Source organism: Streptomyces sp. WAC 01529 (assembly GCF_003945545.1).
Taxonomy (GTDB): domain Bacteria; phylum Actinomycetota; class Actinomycetes; order Streptomycetales; family Streptomycetaceae; genus Streptomyces; species Streptomyces anatolicus.
In genome coordinates this window covers 4,205,234-4,222,368 of record NZ_CP029617.1, presented here as the reverse complement: position 1 = coordinate 4,222,368, position 17,135 = coordinate 4,205,234, and the positions used below count along the sequence as shown (strand labels likewise).

The following is a 17,135-nucleotide window of genomic DNA, read 5'->3' as shown; positions in this document are numbered from 1 at the left end:
CCCTCAGTACGCCAGCGAGCGGTCGACGGTGTCGAGCACCCGGTCGAGGCCCGGCAGATACTCCTCTTCGAGGCGCGCCGGCGGATACGGCGCGTGGTAGCCGCCGACCCGGAGCACCGGGGCCTCCAGGTGGTAGAAGCACCGCTCGGTGATGCGGGCGGCGATCTCCGCGCCGGTGCCCAGGAAGACCGGGGCCTCGTGCACGACGACGAGCCGCCGCGTCTTCTCGACCGAGGCCTGCACGGCGTCGAAGTCGATCGGCGACATGGAGCGCAGGTCCAGGACCTCCAGGGACTTGCCCTCCTCCTCGGCGGCCGCGGCCGCCTCCAGGCAGACCTTCACCATCGGGCCGTACGCCACGAGTGTGAGGTCGGTGCCCTCGCGGGCGACGACGGCCTTGTGCAGGGGGCCGGGGATGGCCTCCTTGTCGACCTCGCCCTTGTCCCAGTACCTCCGCTTGGGCTCGAAGAAGATCACCGGGTCGTCGCTCTGGATGGCCTGCTGCATCATCCAGTAGGCATCCGCCGAGTTCGAGGGGGAGACCACCTTCAACCCCGCCACGTGCGCGAAGAGCGCCTCGGGCGACTCGCTGTGGTGCTCGACCGCGCCGATGCCGCCGCCGTACGGAATGCGGATGACGACCGGCATCTTGATCTTGCCGAGCGCGCGGGCGTGCATCTTCGCGAGCTGCGTGACGATCTGGTCGTACGCCGGGAAGACGAAGCCGTCGAACTGGATCTCCACCACCGGGCGGTACCCGCGCAGGGCGAGGCCGATGGCCGTGCCGACGATGCCGGACTCGGCGAGCGGGGTGTCGATGACCCGCTCCTCGCCGAAGTCCTTCTGCAGCCCGTCCGTCACCCGGAAGACGCCGCCGAGCTTGCCGACGTCCTCGCCCATGATGAGGACCTTGGGGTCGTTCTCCAGCGCCGTGCGCAGCGATTCGTTGATCGCCTTGGCGATGGGCAGTTTCTGGACAGCCATGGTTACTTGACCTCCCCGGCCGCGGGGGTGTCCGCGAACGACGCCTGGTACGCGGCGAACTGGGCGCGCTCCTCGTCCACGAGCGCGTGCCCGTCCGCGTAGACATTCTCGAAGATCGCCATCAGATCCGGATCCGGCATCGCCCGCACCACCTCTCGCACTCGCTTGCCCAACGCTTCGCTCTCGTCGTCGAGTTCCGCGAAGAATCCCTCATCCGCGTGGCCTTCGGACTCCAGGAAGGCCCGCAGCCGCAGAATCGGGTCCTTGGCCTCCCAGGCCACCCGCTCGTCGTCGTTGCGGTACTTGCTCGGGTCGTCGGAGGTGGTGTGCGCGCCCATGCGGTACGTGAACGCCTCGATGAGCGCCGGGCCCTCGCCCGTACGCGCCCGCTCCAGGGCCCACTTGGTGACGGCGAGCACGGCGAGTACGTCGTTGCCGTCGACCCGCACACCGGGGAAGCCGTAACCCTGCGCGCGCTGGTAGAGCGGCACACGGGTCTGCTTCTCGGTCGGCTCGGAGATCGCCCACTGGTTGTTCTGGCAGAAGAACACGACGGGGGCGTTGTAGACCGCGGAGAAGGTGAACGATTCAGCGACGTCGCCCTGGCTGGAGGCGCCGTCCCCGAAGTACGCGATCACGGCCGAGTCGGCGCCGTCCTTGGCCACGCCCATCGCGTAGCCGGTGGCGTGCAGCGTCTGCGAGCCGATGACGATCGTGTACAGGTGGAAGTTGTTGCTGTTCGGGTCCCATCCGCCGTTGTTCACGCCGCGGAACATGCCGAGCAGGTTCGTCGGGTCGACCCCGCGGCACCAGGCGACACCGTGCTCGCGGTACGTGGGGAACACGTAGTCGTCGCCGCGGGTGGCCCGGCCGGAACCGATCTGGGCGGCCTCCTGGCCGAGCAGCGAGGCCCACAGGCCCAGCTCGCCCTGGCGCTGGAGGGAGGTGGCCTCGGCGTCGAAGCGACGAGTGAGGACCATGTCGCGGTACAGGCCGCGCAGCTCCTCGCTCGTGATGTCGGCGACGTAGGCGTCGTACACGGCGTTCTTCGCGCTCTTGACCCGCTTGCCCTCGGGCGTCAGCAGTTGTACGAGCTCGGGCTCCGTGCTCTGCTGCGGCGCGGCCTTCTTGGCGCTCGCGCGCTTGCCGCCGCCGGTACTGCTGCGGCGCGGTTTGCGCGCGGCGGTGCTCTCCACGGTCACGTGTGCTCCTCCGTCGGTCCGGCCCCCGGGATTACCGGGTAGGCCAGTGCGGCTCGCCTGATCCGTGCCCGCGCACGGGGTGGGTGCGTCTCGGCCGGGAACAGGCGTGACAGGTGCCCCGGCGAGCGCCCTGCACAATGCACGTTACCCAGTGCTTAGCAATTCTGTGAAACCCCACCTGACCTGCGAATTTGCTTGGATTTCCAAGTAAACGGCCGGGTGCCGACTGCTTGGATTTCCGAGTAAATCGAGAAAAGCGGGAACACTTCCTGGTCACAGCACTGATCACAGCCTGGCAGGGGGCCGGAACACCGGCACGTTATCCCGGCCACCCCGGACTCGGGAAGGGTCGCACGGGAAGGGTTCCGCCCGGGCGCCGAAAGAGATCGTGTGTGAGACTGGCTCCGTGCGCGAAGATGGAAAAATTACAGTATTTCTCCTCGACGACCATGAAGTGGTCCGGCGCGGAGTCCATGAGCTGCTCTCCGTGGAGTCCGACATCGAGGTCGTCGGCGAGGCCGGCACCGCGGCGGACGCCCTGGTCAGGATCCCCGCGACCCGGCCCGACGTGGCCGTTCTCGACGTGCGCCTGCCGGACGGCAGCGGGGTCGAGGTATGCCGTGAGATCCGTTCGCAGAACGAGGACATCAAATGCCTGATGCTCACCTCGTTCGCCGATGACGAGGCCCTCTTCGACGCGATCATGGCCGGCGCCTCCGGTTATGTCCTCAAGGCCATCCGCGGCAATGAGCTGCTGACCGCCGTACGCGACGTGGCCGCCGGAAAGTCCCTGCTCGACCCCGTCGCCACGGCCCGGGTCCTGGAGCGGCTGCGCGACGGCAACAACACCAAGGGCGACGACCGCCTGGCCAACCTCACCGACCAGGAGCGGAAGATCCTCGACCTGATCGGCGAGGGCCTCACCAACCGCGTCATCGGCGAGCGGCTCCACCTCGCCGAGAAGACGATCAAGAATTACGTCTCCAGCCTGCTCTCCAAGCTGGGCATGGAGCGCCGCTCGCAGGCCGCCGCGTATGTGGCGCGCATGCAGGCGGAGAAGCAGCACTGACGGGACTTACGTCCCGTTTACTGGGGGCGGGGTCCTCTTTCGGGACATCCCGCGCCTGACCGAAGGTGGGGGGCATGTCCACCGATGAACAGCTCGCCTTCGAACTGCTCCGCCGCACGGACTACGGACGGGTGGCGACCAGCATGCGCGCGCTGCCCTTTCTCGCGGCGGCCCGCCACATCGTCGTGGGCGGGAGGATCCTGCTGCGCATGCACCGGGGATACGGCTACCACCAGGCCTGCGTCGGCAGCGTCGTCGCGTACGGCGCGGACAATCTGAACGCGGCGTCCGCCCGCGACGGGCAGTGGACCGTGCAGTGCATCGGCGTCTGCGAGGCGGTCGAGCCGACCAACGCCGAGCTGGAACTCTTCGGCCCCACGCCGCACTTCGCGGACGGTGAACTCTTCGACCCGGTCTATCTGCGGATAGAGCCGCAGGTCGCCAAGGTCCACACCCTCACGGCGGGCCGCACCCGCAGCCTGCAGCACACGCACTGACGTACGCGGCCGGGGGCCGTCGCCCGATCAACGGGGGACGGCAGCGGAGGCGCGGGATCAGGTGCCCTCGCCGTCGCTCCCGGAGTCGCCCGGGTCCTCGCCCTCGGTCGGGTCCGTCGTGACCGGCGGGTCGGTCGGATCGGTCGTCGGGTCCGTCGTCGGGTCCGTGGTGGGATCCGTCGTCGGGTCGGTCGTCGGGTCCCCGGTCGGCTGGGTGGGGTTCCCGGTCGGCTGCGTGGGCCCGGTCGGCCGGTTCGTCTGCGGGGGGTAGTTCGTCTGGCCCCCCGTGTCACTGCCCGGCTCCGTCGCCTCGCCCGTCTCGTCCTTGTCCGGGCTCTTGCTGGGCTTCTTCTCCTGCGACTGCTTCGTCGAGGGAGTCGTCGGGGTCTTGTCCTTCTCCTTCGTGCCGTTGCTCGCGCTCAGCGCGAAGGCGACACCCACCACGATCGCGATGACGGCAAGCACGGCGAAGATCCACATCTTGCCGCGGCCGCCCTTGCCGCCGCGCTGCCCGCCCTCGAAGCCGCCGTCGTCGCCCGGCGGACGCAGCATCGGGCCCGGGATCTGCGCGGTCCCTGAGTCGGGGTGCCCCATCGCGGCCGTGCCGGCGAGACCCATCGCCGGGGTGTTGCCGCCCTCGTGCATCTCGACGGGCCCGGTGTTCCAGGTCCCCGTGTGGCCGCCCTGCTCGTGCAGCATCTGCAGCCCGTACTGGACGAGGCCGCGCATCTCCTCGGCGGTCTGGAACCGGTCGTCCGGGTCCTTGGCGAGGGAGCGCATGACGAGCCCGTCCAGCTCCGGCGGCGCCGCGTCCGAGACCTCGGAGGGCGGCAGAGCCGTGTCCTGGACGTGCTGGTAGACCACGGAGAGCGGCGTCTCGCCGGTGAACGGGGGCCGCAGCGCGAGCAGTTCGTAGAGCAGACAGCCGGTCGCGTACAGGTCGGAGCGGTGGTCGACGGCCTTGCCGAGCGCCTGCTCGGGCGACAGGTACTGGGGCGTGCCCATGACCATGCCGGTCTGCGTCATCGTCGACTGCGCGCCGTGCAGGGCGCGCGCGATGCCGAAGTCCATCACCTTCACCGCACCGGAGTGGGTGATGATCACGTTCGCGGGCTTGATGTCACGGTGCACGATGCCGTGCTGGTGGGAGTAGGCGAGCGCCTCGAGCACCCCGGAGACGATGATGAGCGCCTGCTCGGGACCGGGCGCCTCCGCGTTGAGCAGCAGATCGCGGATCGTGCGGCCCTCGACGATCTCCATGACGATGTACGGGACGACACTCGGCCCGACGGCGTCTTCACCGGAGTCGTACACGGCGACCACGGCGTGGTGGTTCAGCCCCGCGACGGACTGGGCCTCACGCGTGAAACGGGCCTTGGAGACGGGGTCCTCGGCGAGGTCGGAGCGGAGCAGCTTGACCGCGACCGTGCGCCCCAGACGTACGTCCTCGGCGGCGAAGACCTCGGCCATGCCGCCCCGGCCGAGTCTGTGGGTCAGCCGGTAACGGCCGTCTCCGACGAGCCCGCCATTGCCCCACAACTCGGGCGCGTCTGACATACCGCCGCCAGTCGCGTCGGGGTCGGACGGGCCCTGAGCGCGCTGCGTCTGTGCCATCAGTCCTCGCCGTCGTTTCTGGTCGTGGTACTTGGTACTGAGTACGCCGCTTTACCGGGTACTCCGACGGGCCACGCTACAGCCTTCACGCCACCCGCCGGTTCGAGGTGGACCGGACATCAAAGCCGCCCCGGGTCCTCACGCGCAAACTTGTAACGCTTCCGAGACGCTTCTTGCGCGTACGGTCACGGAACGGGCACCGAGCTTGACGCGTCATCGTCCTCGGGCAGACTTGGCCAGGAATAGCGGGTAATCGATCACCAGCCGCGGAGCCGTCCGGCCGCCGCGCCGATGGGGGACGCACGAGATGAGCAGCCAGGACGGCGCACAGGGGCGGTACGCGGGGCGTTCGCTGGCCGGTGGCCGCTACCAACTGCGCGATCTGCTCGGCGAGGGCGGCATGGCCTCGGTCCACCTGGCGTACGACGCCGTGCTCGACCGCCAGGTCGCGATCAAGACGCTCCACACCGAGCTGGGCCGCGAGCAGTCCTTCCGCGAGCGTTTCCGCCGCGAGGCCCAGTCGGTGGCGAAGCTCACGCACACGAACATCGTGTCGGTCTTCGACACCGGCGAGGACGAGCTGGACGGCACGACGATGCCGTACATCGTCATGGAGTACGTCGAGGGCAAGCCGCTCGGCTCCGTGCTCGACGCGTCCGTCACGCAGTTCGGCGCGATGCCGACCGACCAGGCGCTGAAGATCACCGCCGATGTGCTCGCGGCGCTGGAGATCAGCCACGAGATGGGCCTGGTCCACCGCGACATCAAGCCGGGCAACGTCATGATGACCAAGCGCAACGTCGTCAAGGTCATGGACTTCGGCATCGCCCGCGCCATGCAGTCCGGCGTCACCTCGATGACCCAGACCGGCATGGTCGTCGGCACCCCGCAGTACCTCTCGCCGGAGCAGGCGCTCGGCCGCGGCGTGGACGCGCGCTCCGACCTCTACTCCGTCGGCATCATGCTCTTCCAACTGGTCACCGGGCGGCTGCCGTTCGAGGCGGACTCGCCGCTGGCGATCGCGTACGCGCACGTCCAGGAGGAGCCGGTCGCTCCGTCCTCGATCAACCGTTCCCTGCCGCCCGCGGTCGACGCGATCGTCGCCCGCGCGCTGAAGAAGAACCCGAACGAGCGCTTCCCGACCGCCGACGCCATGCGCGAGGAGTGCCTGCGCGTGGCGCAGTCCTTCCAGGCGGCGGCCCCCAGCATCGTGCCGGGCGCGCCCACGGCGAGCGGCGCGGGCGTCGGCTCCGCGGTCTTCCCGCCGGTCGACTCCTCGCTCCCGCAGCAGTCGGGCGGCGTCCAGACCCCGTACCAGCCGGGTGCTTACGGCCCCTCGACCCCGGCCCCGACGCCGGGCTACGGCTACCCGCCCCAGCAGGGCGGCTACCAGACCCCGGCGCCCACGAACGCCTACGGCCCCCAGGGCGCGCACACCCCGCCCCCCTACAACCTCTCCCCGCAGCCGGCCACGACGGCCACCGGGAGCTCCGGGGGCGGCAAGCGGCGGAACATGCCGCTGATCGTCGGCTCGATCGTCGTCGCGCTCCTCGCGATCGGCGGCCTGATCACCGCGCTCACGCTGGGCGGCGGTGACGAGGGCGGCAAGGAATCGGCGGGCGACAAGACGAAGCAGCCGGTGGCGGGGCACAAGGGGCCGAACCGCAACATGACGGTCGAGCCGGAGGTGTGCAAGGACCCGGAGACCTCGTACAACGACGAGAACAAGATCAAGGTCCCTGACTTCACCTTCAAGGACTGGAAGTCGGTCCTGTCCTGCCTCCAGGCGGCCGGCTGGAGCTACGACAAGCGCTCCATCGACGAGAACGCCTACGGCGAGGACACCGTCATGCGGCAGACCCCGAAGGAGGGTTCGGACGTGGACCCGAAGAACGTGGACATCCAGTTCGACGTCTCCACGGGTAACCCGGCCTAGTCTTTCCCGGCCTTCGCGCTTCGCGACGGGGCCCGGTACGCGGTGTGCGTACCGGGCCCCTTCTGTCTTGGGTGTGCTGGGCGTCTGGGGTGTCCTGGGTCAGGCAGGTGTCCCTGATCGGCCTACAGGTAAGGGCCCCCCGTACGGCCCGCGATGCCGCCCTCGTCGTCGTCATCGCCGCCGCCCACGCCGGGCGGCAGCGCCCGCCGCATGGACTCCAGCTGCGCCCGCGCCGCCATCTGCTGCGCGAACAGCGTCGTCTGGATCCCGTGGAAGAGGCCTTCGAGCCAGCCGACCAGCTGGGCCTGCGCGATGCGCAGTTCGGCGTCGCTGGGCGTCGCCTCCTCCGTGAAGGGCAGGGAGAGCCGCTCCAGCTCCTCGACCAGCTCGGGGGCGAGGCCGTCCTCCAGCTCCTTGACCGAGCTGGCGTGGATCTCCTTGAGGCGGACCCGGCTCGCCTCGTCGAGAGGAGCCGCCCGCACCTCCTCCAGGAGCTGCTTGATCATGCTGCCGATGCGCATGACCTTGGCCGGCTGTTCGACCATCTCCGTCACCGGAACCTCGCGGGATTCGTCGTCTCCGCCACCACCGAGAGCCATTCCATCCTGGCCTACGACCAGGACTTGAGGGTTCTCCGGTGACCGTTCGTTCCTCGGCATCTCCATGCCGCCATTCTCTCGCACCCGTACGTCACACATCGGTGGTGCCCCCATACCGCGGTGATCCACCCTCAGCCGCCGCGCCGCAACCGCAGTCCGAGGAAGCCGAGCCCGAGGCCGATGAGGACCAGACCGCCGCCGAGCGGCAGAACGCGCAGGCCCGGCAGGACGGGTTCGGTCGGCGGCTCCCCGGCGTCGGACAGGGTGTCGCGGTGCGACACTGCGGCCGGTTCCGGCCGCGGCGGGGGTACGTACGGGGGCGGCGTGGGGGCCGGCGGCGGATCGGGGACCGGCGGATCCGCGCGCCCCGGCCGGGCCCGGCCCTCACCGGGGCGGCTGCCCGCCCGGGGTGTCTCGTCGACGGTGGTGAGGGGGCCGCGGGGGGCGGGTTCGGCCGCGTACGACGGCACGTCGGGGGTGATCGCCGTGAGCACGGTGAGCAGCGTCGTCGCCACGAGGGCCACGACGGTCACGCGAAAAGTCGCCCATGCCACAACCACCGCGCCGGCCACCTCCCGCCATCGGGTCGCCCAAGGTCAGGCGGACCATCACGCCAGTGCCCAGCGTCACATGACGGGACATTTCCGGCACTTTGACCGCACCCGAAGGAGGGGTGACCCCGTCAGCGCCCCGAGGTGAGCGCCCCGAAGGGGCGCGGGGAACTGCGCGACCAGCCACGACGGACCCGCACTCGGCACACGTACCGCTTACGGCATACGTACCGCTAACCGCTACCGCGTGAGCAGCACCTTCCCGATATGCCCACTCTCCTCAAGCACCCGATGCGCCGCGGCCGCATCCCGCATCGGCACGGTCCGGTCGACGATCGGCCGCACATGCCCCGCACCGATCAGCGGCCAGACATGCTCCCGTACCGCCGCGACGATCGACGCCTTCTCGGCACCGGGCCGGGCCCGCAGCGAGGTGGCGGTGACGGCGGCGCGCTTGTTGAGGAGCGTGGCGATGTTCAGCTCGCCCTTGACGCCGCCCTGCATGCCGATGATCGCGAGGCGGCCGTTGACCGCGAGGGAGCGCACGTTCCGGTCCAGGTACTTCGCGCCCATGTTGTCGAGGATGACGTCCGCGCCCGCCCCGTCGGTGGCCCGCTCGATCTCCTCGACGAAGTCCTGCTCGCGGTAGTTGATGAGGATGTCGGCGCCCAACTCCCCGCAGAACGCGAGCTTCTCCTTGCTGCCCGCCGTGACGGCGACCTTCGCGCCGACGGCCTTGGCCAGCTGGATCGCCATGGTGCCGATGCCGCTCGAACCGCCGTGCGCGAGCAGCGTCTCGCCGGGCCGCAGGTGGGCGATCATGAAGACGTTGGACCAGACGGTCGAGGTCACCTCGGGCAGCGCGGCCGCCGTCACGAGGTCGACGCCGTCGGGGACGGGGAAGAGCTGTCCGGCGGGGACGACGACCTGCTCGGCGTAGCCACCGCCGGAGAGCAGGGCGCAGACCTCGTCGCCGACCGTCCAGCCGGAGACGCCGGGGCCGAGCGCGGCGATGCGGCCCGCGCACTCCAGGCCGGGGTAGGGGGACGCGCCGGGCGGCGGGTTGTAGAAGCCCTGCCGCTGGAGCAGATCGGCGCGGTTCACGGCACTGGCCACCACCTCGACCAGCACCTCGCCCTCGCCGGGCACGGGATCGGGCACCTCGGCCCACACGAGCGCTTCAGGGCCGCCGGGTTCGGGGATCGTGATCGCATACATGATTTCGAGGCTACTCCCGCCCCTCTAACTGAGGCGCCCCGAAGGGGCGCGGGGAACTGCGCGCCCAGCCACAACAAACCCGCACGGCAGGAGAACCCCGAACGGCAGTGGAATCCTCACCCCGCCGGAGGCAACGGCCGAGCGTCAGGCGCCACCACCGACCCCGGCGAAACCCGAACAATCGTGATCAGCCGATCCGTCAACTGCAGCTTCCCGACGGCAGGATCGTCGTACCCCAGCACCCGATGCCCGCGTACGACACTCACCACCAGGTCCTCCGTCTCCCGGACCCCGCGCCCCACCTCGGCCTTTATCACCGGCCGCTCGACGAGATCGAGCCCCGAACCCTGCTGGATGAGGTCCTCCATGACCATGCCCGCGCTCGGGCTCAGCACGGAGAGCCCGAGCAGCCGCCCCGCCGCGCTGGCGCTGGTGATCACCGCGTCGGCGCCGGACTGCCGCAGCAGCGGCGCGTTCTCCTCCTCGCGCACCGCGGCGACGATCTTCGCCCCGCGGTTCAGCTGCCGCGCGGTGAGCGCGACGAGCACCGCCGTGTCGTCGCGCTGCGTCGCGATGATGATCTGCCGGGCCCGCTGCACCTCCGCGCGGAGCAGCACATCGCTGCGCGTCGCGTCGCCGACGACACCCGCGTAACCCTCGGCCGTGGCCGCGTCGACGACCTTCGCGCTGGGATCGACGACCACGATCTGCTCCGGCTTCAGGCCGGTCGCGCAGACGGTCTGGATCGCCGAGCGGCCTTTCGTTCCGAAACCGACGACGACAGTGTGTTCACGCAAGTTGGACCTCCAGCGGGACAGACGCCATTCCTCGCGCGTCCGTTCTGTGAGCACTTCGAGGGTCGTGCCGACCAGGATGATCAGGAAGAGCACGCGCAACGGCGTGATCAGGAGGATGTTGGTGAGCCGGGCGCTGTCGCTGTACGGGACGATGTCGCCGTAGCCGGTGGTGGAGAGCGTCACCGTGGCGTAGTACGCGGCGTCGAGGAAGTCGACCTGCTTGTCGGAGTTGTCGTTGTAGCCGCTGCGATCGATCCAGACTATGAACGTCGTCAGGGCGAGCACCAGCAGGGCCATCACCAGACGCCGGGTGACCTGGCGCAACGGCCGTTCGACCACCCGCTGGGGCAGCTTGATCCGGTGGGTCGTGTGGTGCTCTTCGGGGTGGCGGGCGATGGCGTCGTTACCGGGAAGTTTCACGTGAAACACTCCCCGCTCTCGCTCAGGGCCCAGGAATCACTCAGGGCCCAGGGGAGGTCGAGGATCTCCAGCTCCTGCCCCTTGCGCGCACCGCCGGTCGGCACGACCGCGAGCCCGTCGGCCGCCGCGATACCGCGCAGCATCGCGGGTCCGTTGAAGCGCAGCGGCACAGCGTGCTCACCTCGCAGGGTGACGGGGACGAGGCGGGTGTCGTACGGGTGCCCTTGCACGTCCTCGCGTACGGGGGCGGTGTACGCGGCGTGCGGCGAAGGTTCACCGGTAGCGGTGAACGCGGGCATGGTCGCGGACGCGGATGCGGATGCGGACGCGCGCCCGGTGAGCGTACGCAGCAGGGGCTCGGCCAGCGTGACCAGGCCGGACACGGCGGCGAGCGGGTTGCCCGGCAGCCCGACGAGGTGCTGTCCCGGCCGGAGGCGGGCCAGCAGCATCGGGTGCCCGGGACGCACGGCCACGCCGTCCACGAGCAGTTCGGCGCCGATGCGGCGCAGCGTGGGGTGGACGTGGTCGACGGGGCCCGCGGCCGTACCGCCCGTGGTCACGATCACGTCGGCGGTGGACGTCGTCAGGGCCTCGTGGAGCGCCTCCGCGTCGTCGCCCAGCCGCCGCACGCCGGTGACCTCGGCGCCGAGCGCGCGCAGCCAGGGCGGCAGCATCGGGCCGAGCGCGTCCCGGATGAGGCCCTCGCGGGGCAGCCCGTCTGCAAGCAACTCGTCGCCCAGTACGAGGACTTCGGCGCGCGGCCGGCGTACGGCGCTGAGCGTGTCGTAACCCGCGGCCGCGGCCAGGCCGAGCACGGCGGGCGTGACCAGGGCTCCGGGCGGCAGGAGACGGTCGCCGGAACGGCACTCCTGGCCGCGCGGGCGGATGTCCTGGCCCGTCACCACCTCGCGCCGGGCGTGCAGCCCGCCCTTGTCGTCGAGGCGGCCGTGCTCGCTGCGCAGGACCGCGGTGGCGTCCTGCGGGATGCGGGCGCCCGTCGCGATCCGGACCGCCTCGCCGTCCCCCAGCGGTTCCGGACGCTCGTGCCCGGCGAGGATCCCGTCGGCCCGTACGACCCAGGGGCCGGGCCCCGCGACGGCCCACCCGTCCATCGCGGAGGTGTCGAAGGACGGCAGGTCGGTGAGGGCGGTGAGCGGGGCGGCCAGGGTCAGGCCGAGTGCCTTGTCCAAGGGGACGGCGACGGTCTCGCCCCCGCCCCGGGGCACGGCCCGCGCGGCGAGGGCGCGGGCGGCGGGCCAGGGGGTGATGTCGCGGTGCGGGGTCTCGCCGGGGGCGGTGGGTCCGGACGCGGGGTTCCACCCGTGGGGGGCGGCTTGCCCGTGCGGGGCGGGCTGCCGGGCGGCGGGGCCTGGGGCCTGGGCCGCTGAGGGCGCTGAGGGCGCCGAACGGGGGATGGCTCCGCGCCCGTCCCGGCACTCGTTCACCAGGGCCAGAGCTTCCTCAAGCTCGGCATCCGGCACAGACTGCCCGGTCATCCGGCATCCGGGGAGGTGCCGGGGGACGGGGAAGTTCGGGGGGCGGGGGGCGCCTGCTGCGAGGCGGGGTCGGCCTGCTGGGCGCCGGAGGCGGTGCCCTGGGCGCCGGACGTGTCCTGCGCGGGGGGCGCGGCCTGCGCGGGGGGCGCGGCCTGCGCGGGGGGCGCGTCCTGGCGGTCCTCGTCCGCCCAGCGAGCCGCGAGCGCCGCCGCCTTGCGCGCCGCGTCGGCGACCGCTTCGGCGCCGCCCGTCGTCGCCCCGCCCCGCACGGCGGCCTTCGCGACGGCTTCCGCCGCCGCGTAGCCGACGAGGAACGTGGTCAGCGGTGCCGCTGGCCTGGCCACGCCGTGCGCGGCGTCGCGGGCGAGGTCGAGGAGGGTGCCGGTATCGACGTCGAGTTCGATGCCCAGCTCGTCCTTGACTGCGGAAATCCATTCGTCCAACACATGCCCATGCTCCCTGATCCGGGCCCGCGCGGCAGCGATGTCGTCCCAGGTGTCGCAGTCAAAGGCGGCGACGGGGTCAGCCACCCGGGTCAGGTCGAGCCGCGAAACGAGCCGTCGCAGCGGCAGCCCACCGAGGCCGCCCCCTCCGCCCGAGCCCGCAAGCGCCGCGATCCCCCGCCGCAGCGACGCGCTGCGATAGGCCGCGACGAGCGGCTGCTCACGCCCCTCGGGGTCGGTGAGCACCGCCCCGTCCGCCCCGCTCTCCCGCAGGGCGCCCACCAGCCGCCGCACGGTCCGCCCCTCCACGAACGGCAGGTCCGCGGAGAGCACCACCACCCGCTCCGCCGTCGTACGCCGCAGCCCTGCGTCGAGCGCGGCCAGCGGCCCGCCGCCCGGCGGCTCCTCGCGCGCCCACACCACGGGCCGCGCGGTCGCCCTCGGCGCGGCCACCACGACGGTGGTCCCGGCGCCGGAACAGGCGGCCAGGACCCGGTCGATCAGCGCCCGGCCGCCCACACGCACGCCGGGCTTGTCGGCGCCGCCGAGCCGGGCCGCGCCGCCACCGGCGAGCACCACGGCGTCGTAGGAGGCACCCTCGTTCGCGGTCACCCCCCGAGTATGGGCATACGGAGGATCATTGCCACCCCGCGAAGGACCCTTGGCCCAAGGGACTTACGTCACCGTCACGCCGCTCACACCGCTCACACCGCTCACACCGACCGCAGCAGTACCGCCGGCTGTTCGACGCAGTCGGCCACGTACCGCAGGAAGCCGCCCGCCGTGCCGCCGTCGCACACCCGGTGGTCGAAGGTGAGCGACAGCTGGACCACGTGCCGCACCGCCAACTCCCCCTGGTGCACCCACGGCTTGGGCACGATCCTGCCGATGCCGAGCATGGCCGCCTCGGGGTGGTTGATGATCGGCGTGGACCCGTCGACCCCGAACACCCCGTAGTTGTTCAGCGTGAACGTCCCCCCGGTCAGCTCGCCGGGGGTCAGCGTCCCGGCCCGTCCCGCCTCCGTGAGCCTGATCAGCTCGGCGTTGATCGACTCGGTCGTCCGCGACTGGGCGTGCCGGACGACCGGGACGACCAGGCCGCGGTCGGTCTGCGCGGCGAACCCGAGGTGGACGTCGGCGAACTGGCGTATCTCGCGCGCCTCCATGTCCACGCTGGAGTTGAGCATCGGGAAGCGGCCCAGCGCGGCCACGGTGATACGGGCGAAGAGTGCGAGCAGCGACACCTTCTGGCTCCCGTCGCGTTCCGTCATCGCCGCGTTCATGGCGGTGCGGGCGGCGAGCAGCTCGGTCGCGTCGGCGTCGACCCAGCAGGTGGCCTCCGGTATCTCGCGCCTGCTGCGGGCCATCTTGTCCGCGACGAGGCCCCGGATGCCGGTCAGCGCGTGCCGGGCCTCAAGACCCGCGCGCGTGGGCTCCTGGCCCGCCTCGACCTGGCGCCGCGCGCCGGAGGGCCCCGTTTCAGGCGCGGCGACCGGGCCCGCGCCGATGGCCGCCTCGACATCGGCGCGCGTGATGAGCCCGTCCGGGCCCGATCCCGCGAGCGCGCGCAGATCCATGCCGTGCTCCCGCGCCAGCTTGCGCACGAGCGGGGAGATCACCGGGACCGGGCCGTCCACGCGCGGGGGAGGCGTTTGGGGGCCAGGCCCCCCGGAGGCGGCCGTCAGGGCGGGCCCCGTGGGCCGCACCCTCCTGCGGCGGGCGGGCGCCGCCGCGGTGCCGTAACCGACCAGGACGTTGCCGGAAGACTCCTCGGCCGCCGTCTGGAGCGCCCGCTCGGCGGGCTCCTCCGGGGCGCGGGGCCCGGCAGGGGTCCCCACGGCGACCGTCAACAGCGGCGCCCCGACCGGCAGTTCCGTGCCCTCCTCGCCGAAGCGGGCGGTGACCACACCCCCGTAGGGACACGGCACCTCGACCATCGCCTTGGCGGTCTCGACCTCGACCACCGGCTGGTCCACGGCGACGACGTCCCCGACCTGGACGAGCCAGCGGACGATCTCGGCCTCCGTCAGCCCTTCGCCGAGGTCGGGCAGCTTGAACTCCAGGCTGTTCACATCAAACGCGGGCGCCATCAGCTCTCCGCCTCCCACTGCAACCGCGCGACCGCGTCCAGGATCCTGTCGACGCCCGGCAGATGGTGCTTCTCCAGCATCGGCGGCGGATAGGGAATGTCGAACCCCGCGACCCGCAGCACCGGCGCCTCCAGGTGGTGGAAGCACCGCTCGGTGACCCGCGCGGCGATCTCCCCGCCGGGGCCCCCGAAACCGCCCGACTCGTGCACGACGACAGCCCGGCCCGTGCGCCGCACGGACGCGGCGACCGTCTCGTCGTCGAACGGCACCAGCGAGCGCAGGTCGACCACTTCGAGGTCCCAGCCCTCGGCGCGCGCGGCCTCGGCCGCCTCCAGGCAGACGGGCACGGACGGGCCGTACGTGATGAGCGTGGCGCTGCGCCCGGGGCGGCGCACCACCGCGCGGCCTATCGGCTCCACGCGCTGCGGGGCTTCCGGGTTCCAGTCGGCCTTCGACCAGTACAGCCGCTTCGGCTCCAGGAAGACGACCGGGTCGTCGGAGGCGATGGAGGCCCGCAGCAGGCCGTAGGCGTCGGCGACCGTGGCGGGTGTGACGACGTGGAGGCCCGGGGTCGCCATGTAGTACGCCTCGGAGGAGTCGCTGTGGTGTTCGACGCCGCCGATCCCGCCGCCGTAGGGCACGCGCACGGTGATGGGCAGCGGCATCGCGCCCCTGGTGCGGTTGCGCATGCGCGCCACGTGCGAGATCAGCTGCTCGAAGGCGGGGTAGGCGAAGGCGTCGAACTGCATCTCGACGACGGGCCGCAGGCCGTACATCGCCATGCCGACCGCCGTACCGAGAATGCCCGCCTCGGCCAGCGGGGTGTCCGTACAGCGCTCCTCGCCGAACTCCTTGGTGAGCCCGTCGGTGACCCGGAAGACACCGCCGAGCGCCCCGACGTCCTCCCCCAGGACGTGCACCGAGGGATCCTCGGCCATGGAGTCGCGCAGCGCGCGTCCGAGCGCCTGCGCCATGGTGGCCGGTTTGGTGACCGGCTTCGCCGCGACCGTGGTCATCGCGTCTCCCCCTCCGGTACGTCCGCCTCTTCCGAGGCCACTTCCAGCTCGGCCCGCAACTGCGCCGCCTGCTCCCGCAGCTGGGAGGTCTGCTCGGCGTACACGTGCGTGAAGAGGTCCATGGGGTCCAGCGCGGGGTCCTCGTTCATGCGTGCGCGCAGGTCGGCCGCCATGGTCTCGGCGTCCTCGCTCGCCCGCCGCCTGGTGTCGTCGTCCAGGAGTCCGCGCTCGGTCAACTCCCGCTCCAGGAGCAGGATCGGGTCGTGGTCACGCCAGGCCGCGACCTCGGCGTCGAGGCGGTAGCGCGTGGCGTCGTCGGCGTTCGTGTGGGCTTCCATGCGGTACGTGACCGCTTCGACCAGGGTGGGTCCGCCGCCCTCCCGCGCGCGGGCGACCGCTTCGCCGAGGACCTCGTGCATCGCCACCGCGTCGTTGCCGTCCACCAGCCGTCCCGGCATGCCGTACCCGACAGCCTTGTGGGCCAGGGAGGGCGCCGCGGTCTGCTTGGCGAGCGGCACGGAGATCGCGAAGCCGTTGTTCTGCACGAGGAAGACCACGGGCGCCTGCCACACGGCGGCGAAGTTCAGCGCCTCGTGGAAGTCGCCCTCGCTGGTGCCGCCGTCGCCGACCATGGCGAGCGCGACCACGTCGTCGCCCTTGAGGCGGGCGGCGTGCGCGAGACCCACGGCGTGCGGCAGCTGGGTGGCGAGGGGGGTGCACAGGGGAGCTATGCGGTGCTCGCGCGGGTCGTATCCCGTGTGCCAGTCGCCGCGCAGCAGCGTCAGGGCGCTCACGGGGTCGAGGCCGCGGGCGACCACGGCGAGCGTGTCCCGGTAGCTGGGGAAGAGCCAGTCCTGGCCCTTCAGGGCGAGCGCGGCGGCGACCTCACAGGCCTCCTGGCCGGTGCTCGAGGGGTAGACCGCGAGCCTGCCCTGCTTCGTCAGTGCCGTCGCCTGCGTGTTGTAACGGCGGCCTCGCACCAGCTCCGCGTAGAGGCGGCGCAGCAGCCCCGGGTCGGCCTTCGCGGCGGCCTCGGTGCCAAGGACGCGGTACGGCTCCGCGTCGGGCAGCAGCGGCGCGGGGTCGGTCCTGGGCTGCCAAGCGGGTGGCGGGGACGGCCGGTAGGCGCCCCGCTGCTCCATGACCGTCATGACGGCACCTCCTGGTGGAAGCGGACTCCTCGTGGGAGCGGCAAAAGAGGCG

At 71.7% G+C, this 17,135-nt stretch carries 15 protein-coding genes; 3 read left to right on the top strand and 12 right to left on the bottom strand.

What is annotated here, in order from left to right; translation table 11 throughout:
• Nucleotides 1-3: 3 nt before the first annotated feature.
• The gene (locus DMA15_RS19060; RefSeq protein ID WP_125514006.1) at nt 4-984 is read right to left on the bottom strand and encodes an alpha-ketoacid dehydrogenase subunit beta; all 981 of its coding nucleotides are present in this window, start codon (nt 982-984) and stop codon (nt 4-6) included.
• A gap of 2 nt (nt 985-986) precedes the next feature.
• Complete coding sequence (gene pdhA / locus DMA15_RS19055; RefSeq protein ID WP_125514005.1) at nt 987-2,186, bottom strand: pyruvate dehydrogenase (acetyl-transferring) E1 component subunit alpha; 1,200 nt, start codon at nt 2,184-2,186, stop codon at nt 987-989.
• A gap of 406 nt (nt 2,187-2,592) precedes the next feature.
• On the opposite strand from pdhA (DMA15_RS19055), the gene DMA15_RS19050 reads away from it, so the two are divergent.
• Together DMA15_RS19050 and DMA15_RS19045 are read left to right on the top strand one after the other, a co-directional pair.
• Nucleotides 2,593-3,255 (top strand): response regulator transcription factor, encoded by a 663-nt coding sequence (locus DMA15_RS19050; RefSeq protein ID WP_030794784.1) that lies wholly within the window; start codon nt 2,593-2,595, stop codon nt 3,253-3,255.
• A gap of 74 nt (nt 3,256-3,329) precedes the next feature.
• Nucleotides 3,330-3,752 carry a pyridoxamine 5'-phosphate oxidase family protein gene (locus DMA15_RS19045; protein WP_125514004.1) on the top strand — a complete coding sequence of 141 codons (423 nt, stop codon included), beginning with the start codon at nt 3,330-3,332 and terminating at the stop codon, nt 3,750-3,752.
• A gap of 57 nt (nt 3,753-3,809) precedes the next feature.
• On the opposite strand, the gene DMA15_RS19040 is transcribed toward DMA15_RS19045, so the two are convergent.
• Entirely contained in the window at nt 3,810-5,366 is a 1,557-nt protein-coding gene (locus DMA15_RS19040; protein WP_125514003.1) for a protein kinase, read from the bottom strand.
• Between the two features lie 307 nt (nt 5,367-5,673).
• On the opposite strand from DMA15_RS19040, the gene DMA15_RS19035 reads away from it, so the two are divergent.
• Nucleotides 5,674-7,302: a protein kinase gene (locus tag DMA15_RS19035; protein ID WP_125514002.1), complete on the top strand. Its 1,629-nt coding sequence runs from the start codon at nt 5,674-5,676 to the stop codon at nt 7,300-7,302.
• 122 nt (nt 7,303-7,424) lie between these two features.
• Here DMA15_RS19035 and DMA15_RS19030 read toward each other — a convergent pair whose 3' ends face one another.
• From DMA15_RS19030 to pdhA (DMA15_RS18990), 9 genes are all read right to left on the bottom strand, one after another.
• The gene (locus tag DMA15_RS19030; RefSeq protein ID WP_125514001.1) at nt 7,425-7,967 is read right to left on the bottom strand and encodes a bacterial proteasome activator family protein; all 543 of its coding nucleotides are present in this window, start codon (nt 7,965-7,967) and stop codon (nt 7,425-7,427) included.
• A gap of 65 nt (nt 7,968-8,032) precedes the next feature.
• The gene (locus tag DMA15_RS19025; RefSeq protein ID WP_125514000.1) at nt 8,033-8,434 is read right to left on the bottom strand and encodes a hypothetical protein; all 402 of its coding nucleotides are present in this window, start codon (nt 8,432-8,434) and stop codon (nt 8,033-8,035) included.
• Between the two features lie 258 nt (nt 8,435-8,692).
• The gene (locus tag DMA15_RS19020) at nt 8,693-9,670 is read right to left on the bottom strand and encodes an NAD(P)H-quinone oxidoreductase (RefSeq protein WP_125513999.1); all 978 of its coding nucleotides are present in this window, start codon (nt 9,668-9,670) and stop codon (nt 8,693-8,695) included.
• 116 nt (nt 9,671-9,786) lie between these two features.
• Entirely contained in the window at nt 9,787-10,896 is a 1,110-nt protein-coding gene (locus DMA15_RS19015; protein ID WP_206302769.1) for a potassium channel family protein, read from the bottom strand.
• Complete coding sequence (locus tag DMA15_RS19010) at nt 10,884-12,383, bottom strand: molybdopterin molybdotransferase MoeA (RefSeq protein ID WP_206302767.1); 1,500 nt, start codon at nt 12,381-12,383, stop codon at nt 10,884-10,886. The genes DMA15_RS19015 and DMA15_RS19010 overlap by 13 nt, the downstream gene beginning before the upstream one ends.
• Complete coding sequence (locus DMA15_RS19005) at nt 12,380-13,438, bottom strand: NTP transferase domain-containing protein (protein WP_125513997.1); 1,059 nt, start codon at nt 13,436-13,438, stop codon at nt 12,380-12,382. The genes DMA15_RS19010 and DMA15_RS19005 overlap by 4 nt, the downstream gene beginning before the upstream one ends.
• Before the next feature lie 101 nt (nt 13,439-13,539).
• On the bottom strand, nt 13,540-14,916 hold the full coding sequence (locus DMA15_RS19000; RefSeq protein WP_125513996.1) for a dihydrolipoamide acetyltransferase family protein: 1,377 nt from the start codon (nt 14,914-14,916) through the stop codon (nt 13,540-13,542).
• Nucleotides 14,916-15,932 carry an alpha-ketoacid dehydrogenase subunit beta gene (locus DMA15_RS18995; RefSeq protein WP_125513995.1) on the bottom strand — a complete coding sequence of 339 codons (1,017 nt, stop codon included), beginning with the start codon at nt 15,930-15,932 and terminating at the stop codon, nt 14,916-14,918. Before DMA15_RS18995 ends, DMA15_RS19000 begins: the two co-directional genes overlap by 1 nt.
• Nucleotides 15,929-17,083, bottom strand: coding sequence for a pyruvate dehydrogenase (acetyl-transferring) E1 component subunit alpha (gene pdhA, locus DMA15_RS18990; protein WP_125513994.1), 1,155 nt, complete (start codon nt 17,081-17,083; stop codon nt 15,929-15,931). Before pdhA (DMA15_RS18990) ends, DMA15_RS18995 begins: the two co-directional genes overlap by 4 nt.
• Nucleotides 17,084-17,135 lie beyond the last annotated feature (52 nt).

Coding starts and splice junctions, on each gene's coding strand:
- DMA15_RS19060 (WP_125514006.1), bottom strand. CDS start 984: ATGGCTGTCCAGAAACTGCCCATCGCCAAGGCGATCAACGAATCGCTG.
- DMA15_RS19045 (WP_125514004.1), top strand. CDS start 3,330: ATGTCCACCGATGAACAGCTCGCCTTCGAACTGCTCCGCCGCACGGAC.
- DMA15_RS19040 (WP_125514003.1), bottom strand. CDS start 5,366: ATGGCACAGACGCAGCGCGCTCAGGGCCCGTCCGACCCCGACGCGACT.
- DMA15_RS19035 (WP_125514002.1), top strand. CDS start 5,674: ATGAGCAGCCAGGACGGCGCACAGGGGCGGTACGCGGGGCGTTCGCTG.
- DMA15_RS19030 (WP_125514001.1), bottom strand. CDS start 7,967: ATGGAGATGCCGAGGAACGAACGGTCACCGGAGAACCCTCAAGTCCTG.
- DMA15_RS19020 (WP_125513999.1), bottom strand. CDS start 9,670: ATGTATGCGATCACGATCCCCGAACCCGGCGGCCCTGAAGCGCTCGTG.
- DMA15_RS19010 (WP_206302767.1), bottom strand. CDS start 12,383: ATGACCGGGCAGTCTGTGCCGGATGCCGAGCTTGAGGAAGCTCTGGCC.
- DMA15_RS19000 (WP_125513996.1), bottom strand. CDS start 14,916: ATGGCGCCCGCGTTTGATGTGAACAGCCTGGAGTTCAAGCTGCCCGAC.
- DMA15_RS18995 (WP_125513995.1), bottom strand. CDS start 15,932: ATGACCACGGTCGCGGCGAAGCCGGTCACCAAACCGGCCACCATGGCG.
- pdhA (WP_125513994.1), bottom strand. CDS start 17,083: ATGACGGTCATGGAGCAGCGGGGCGCCTACCGGCCGTCCCCGCCACCC.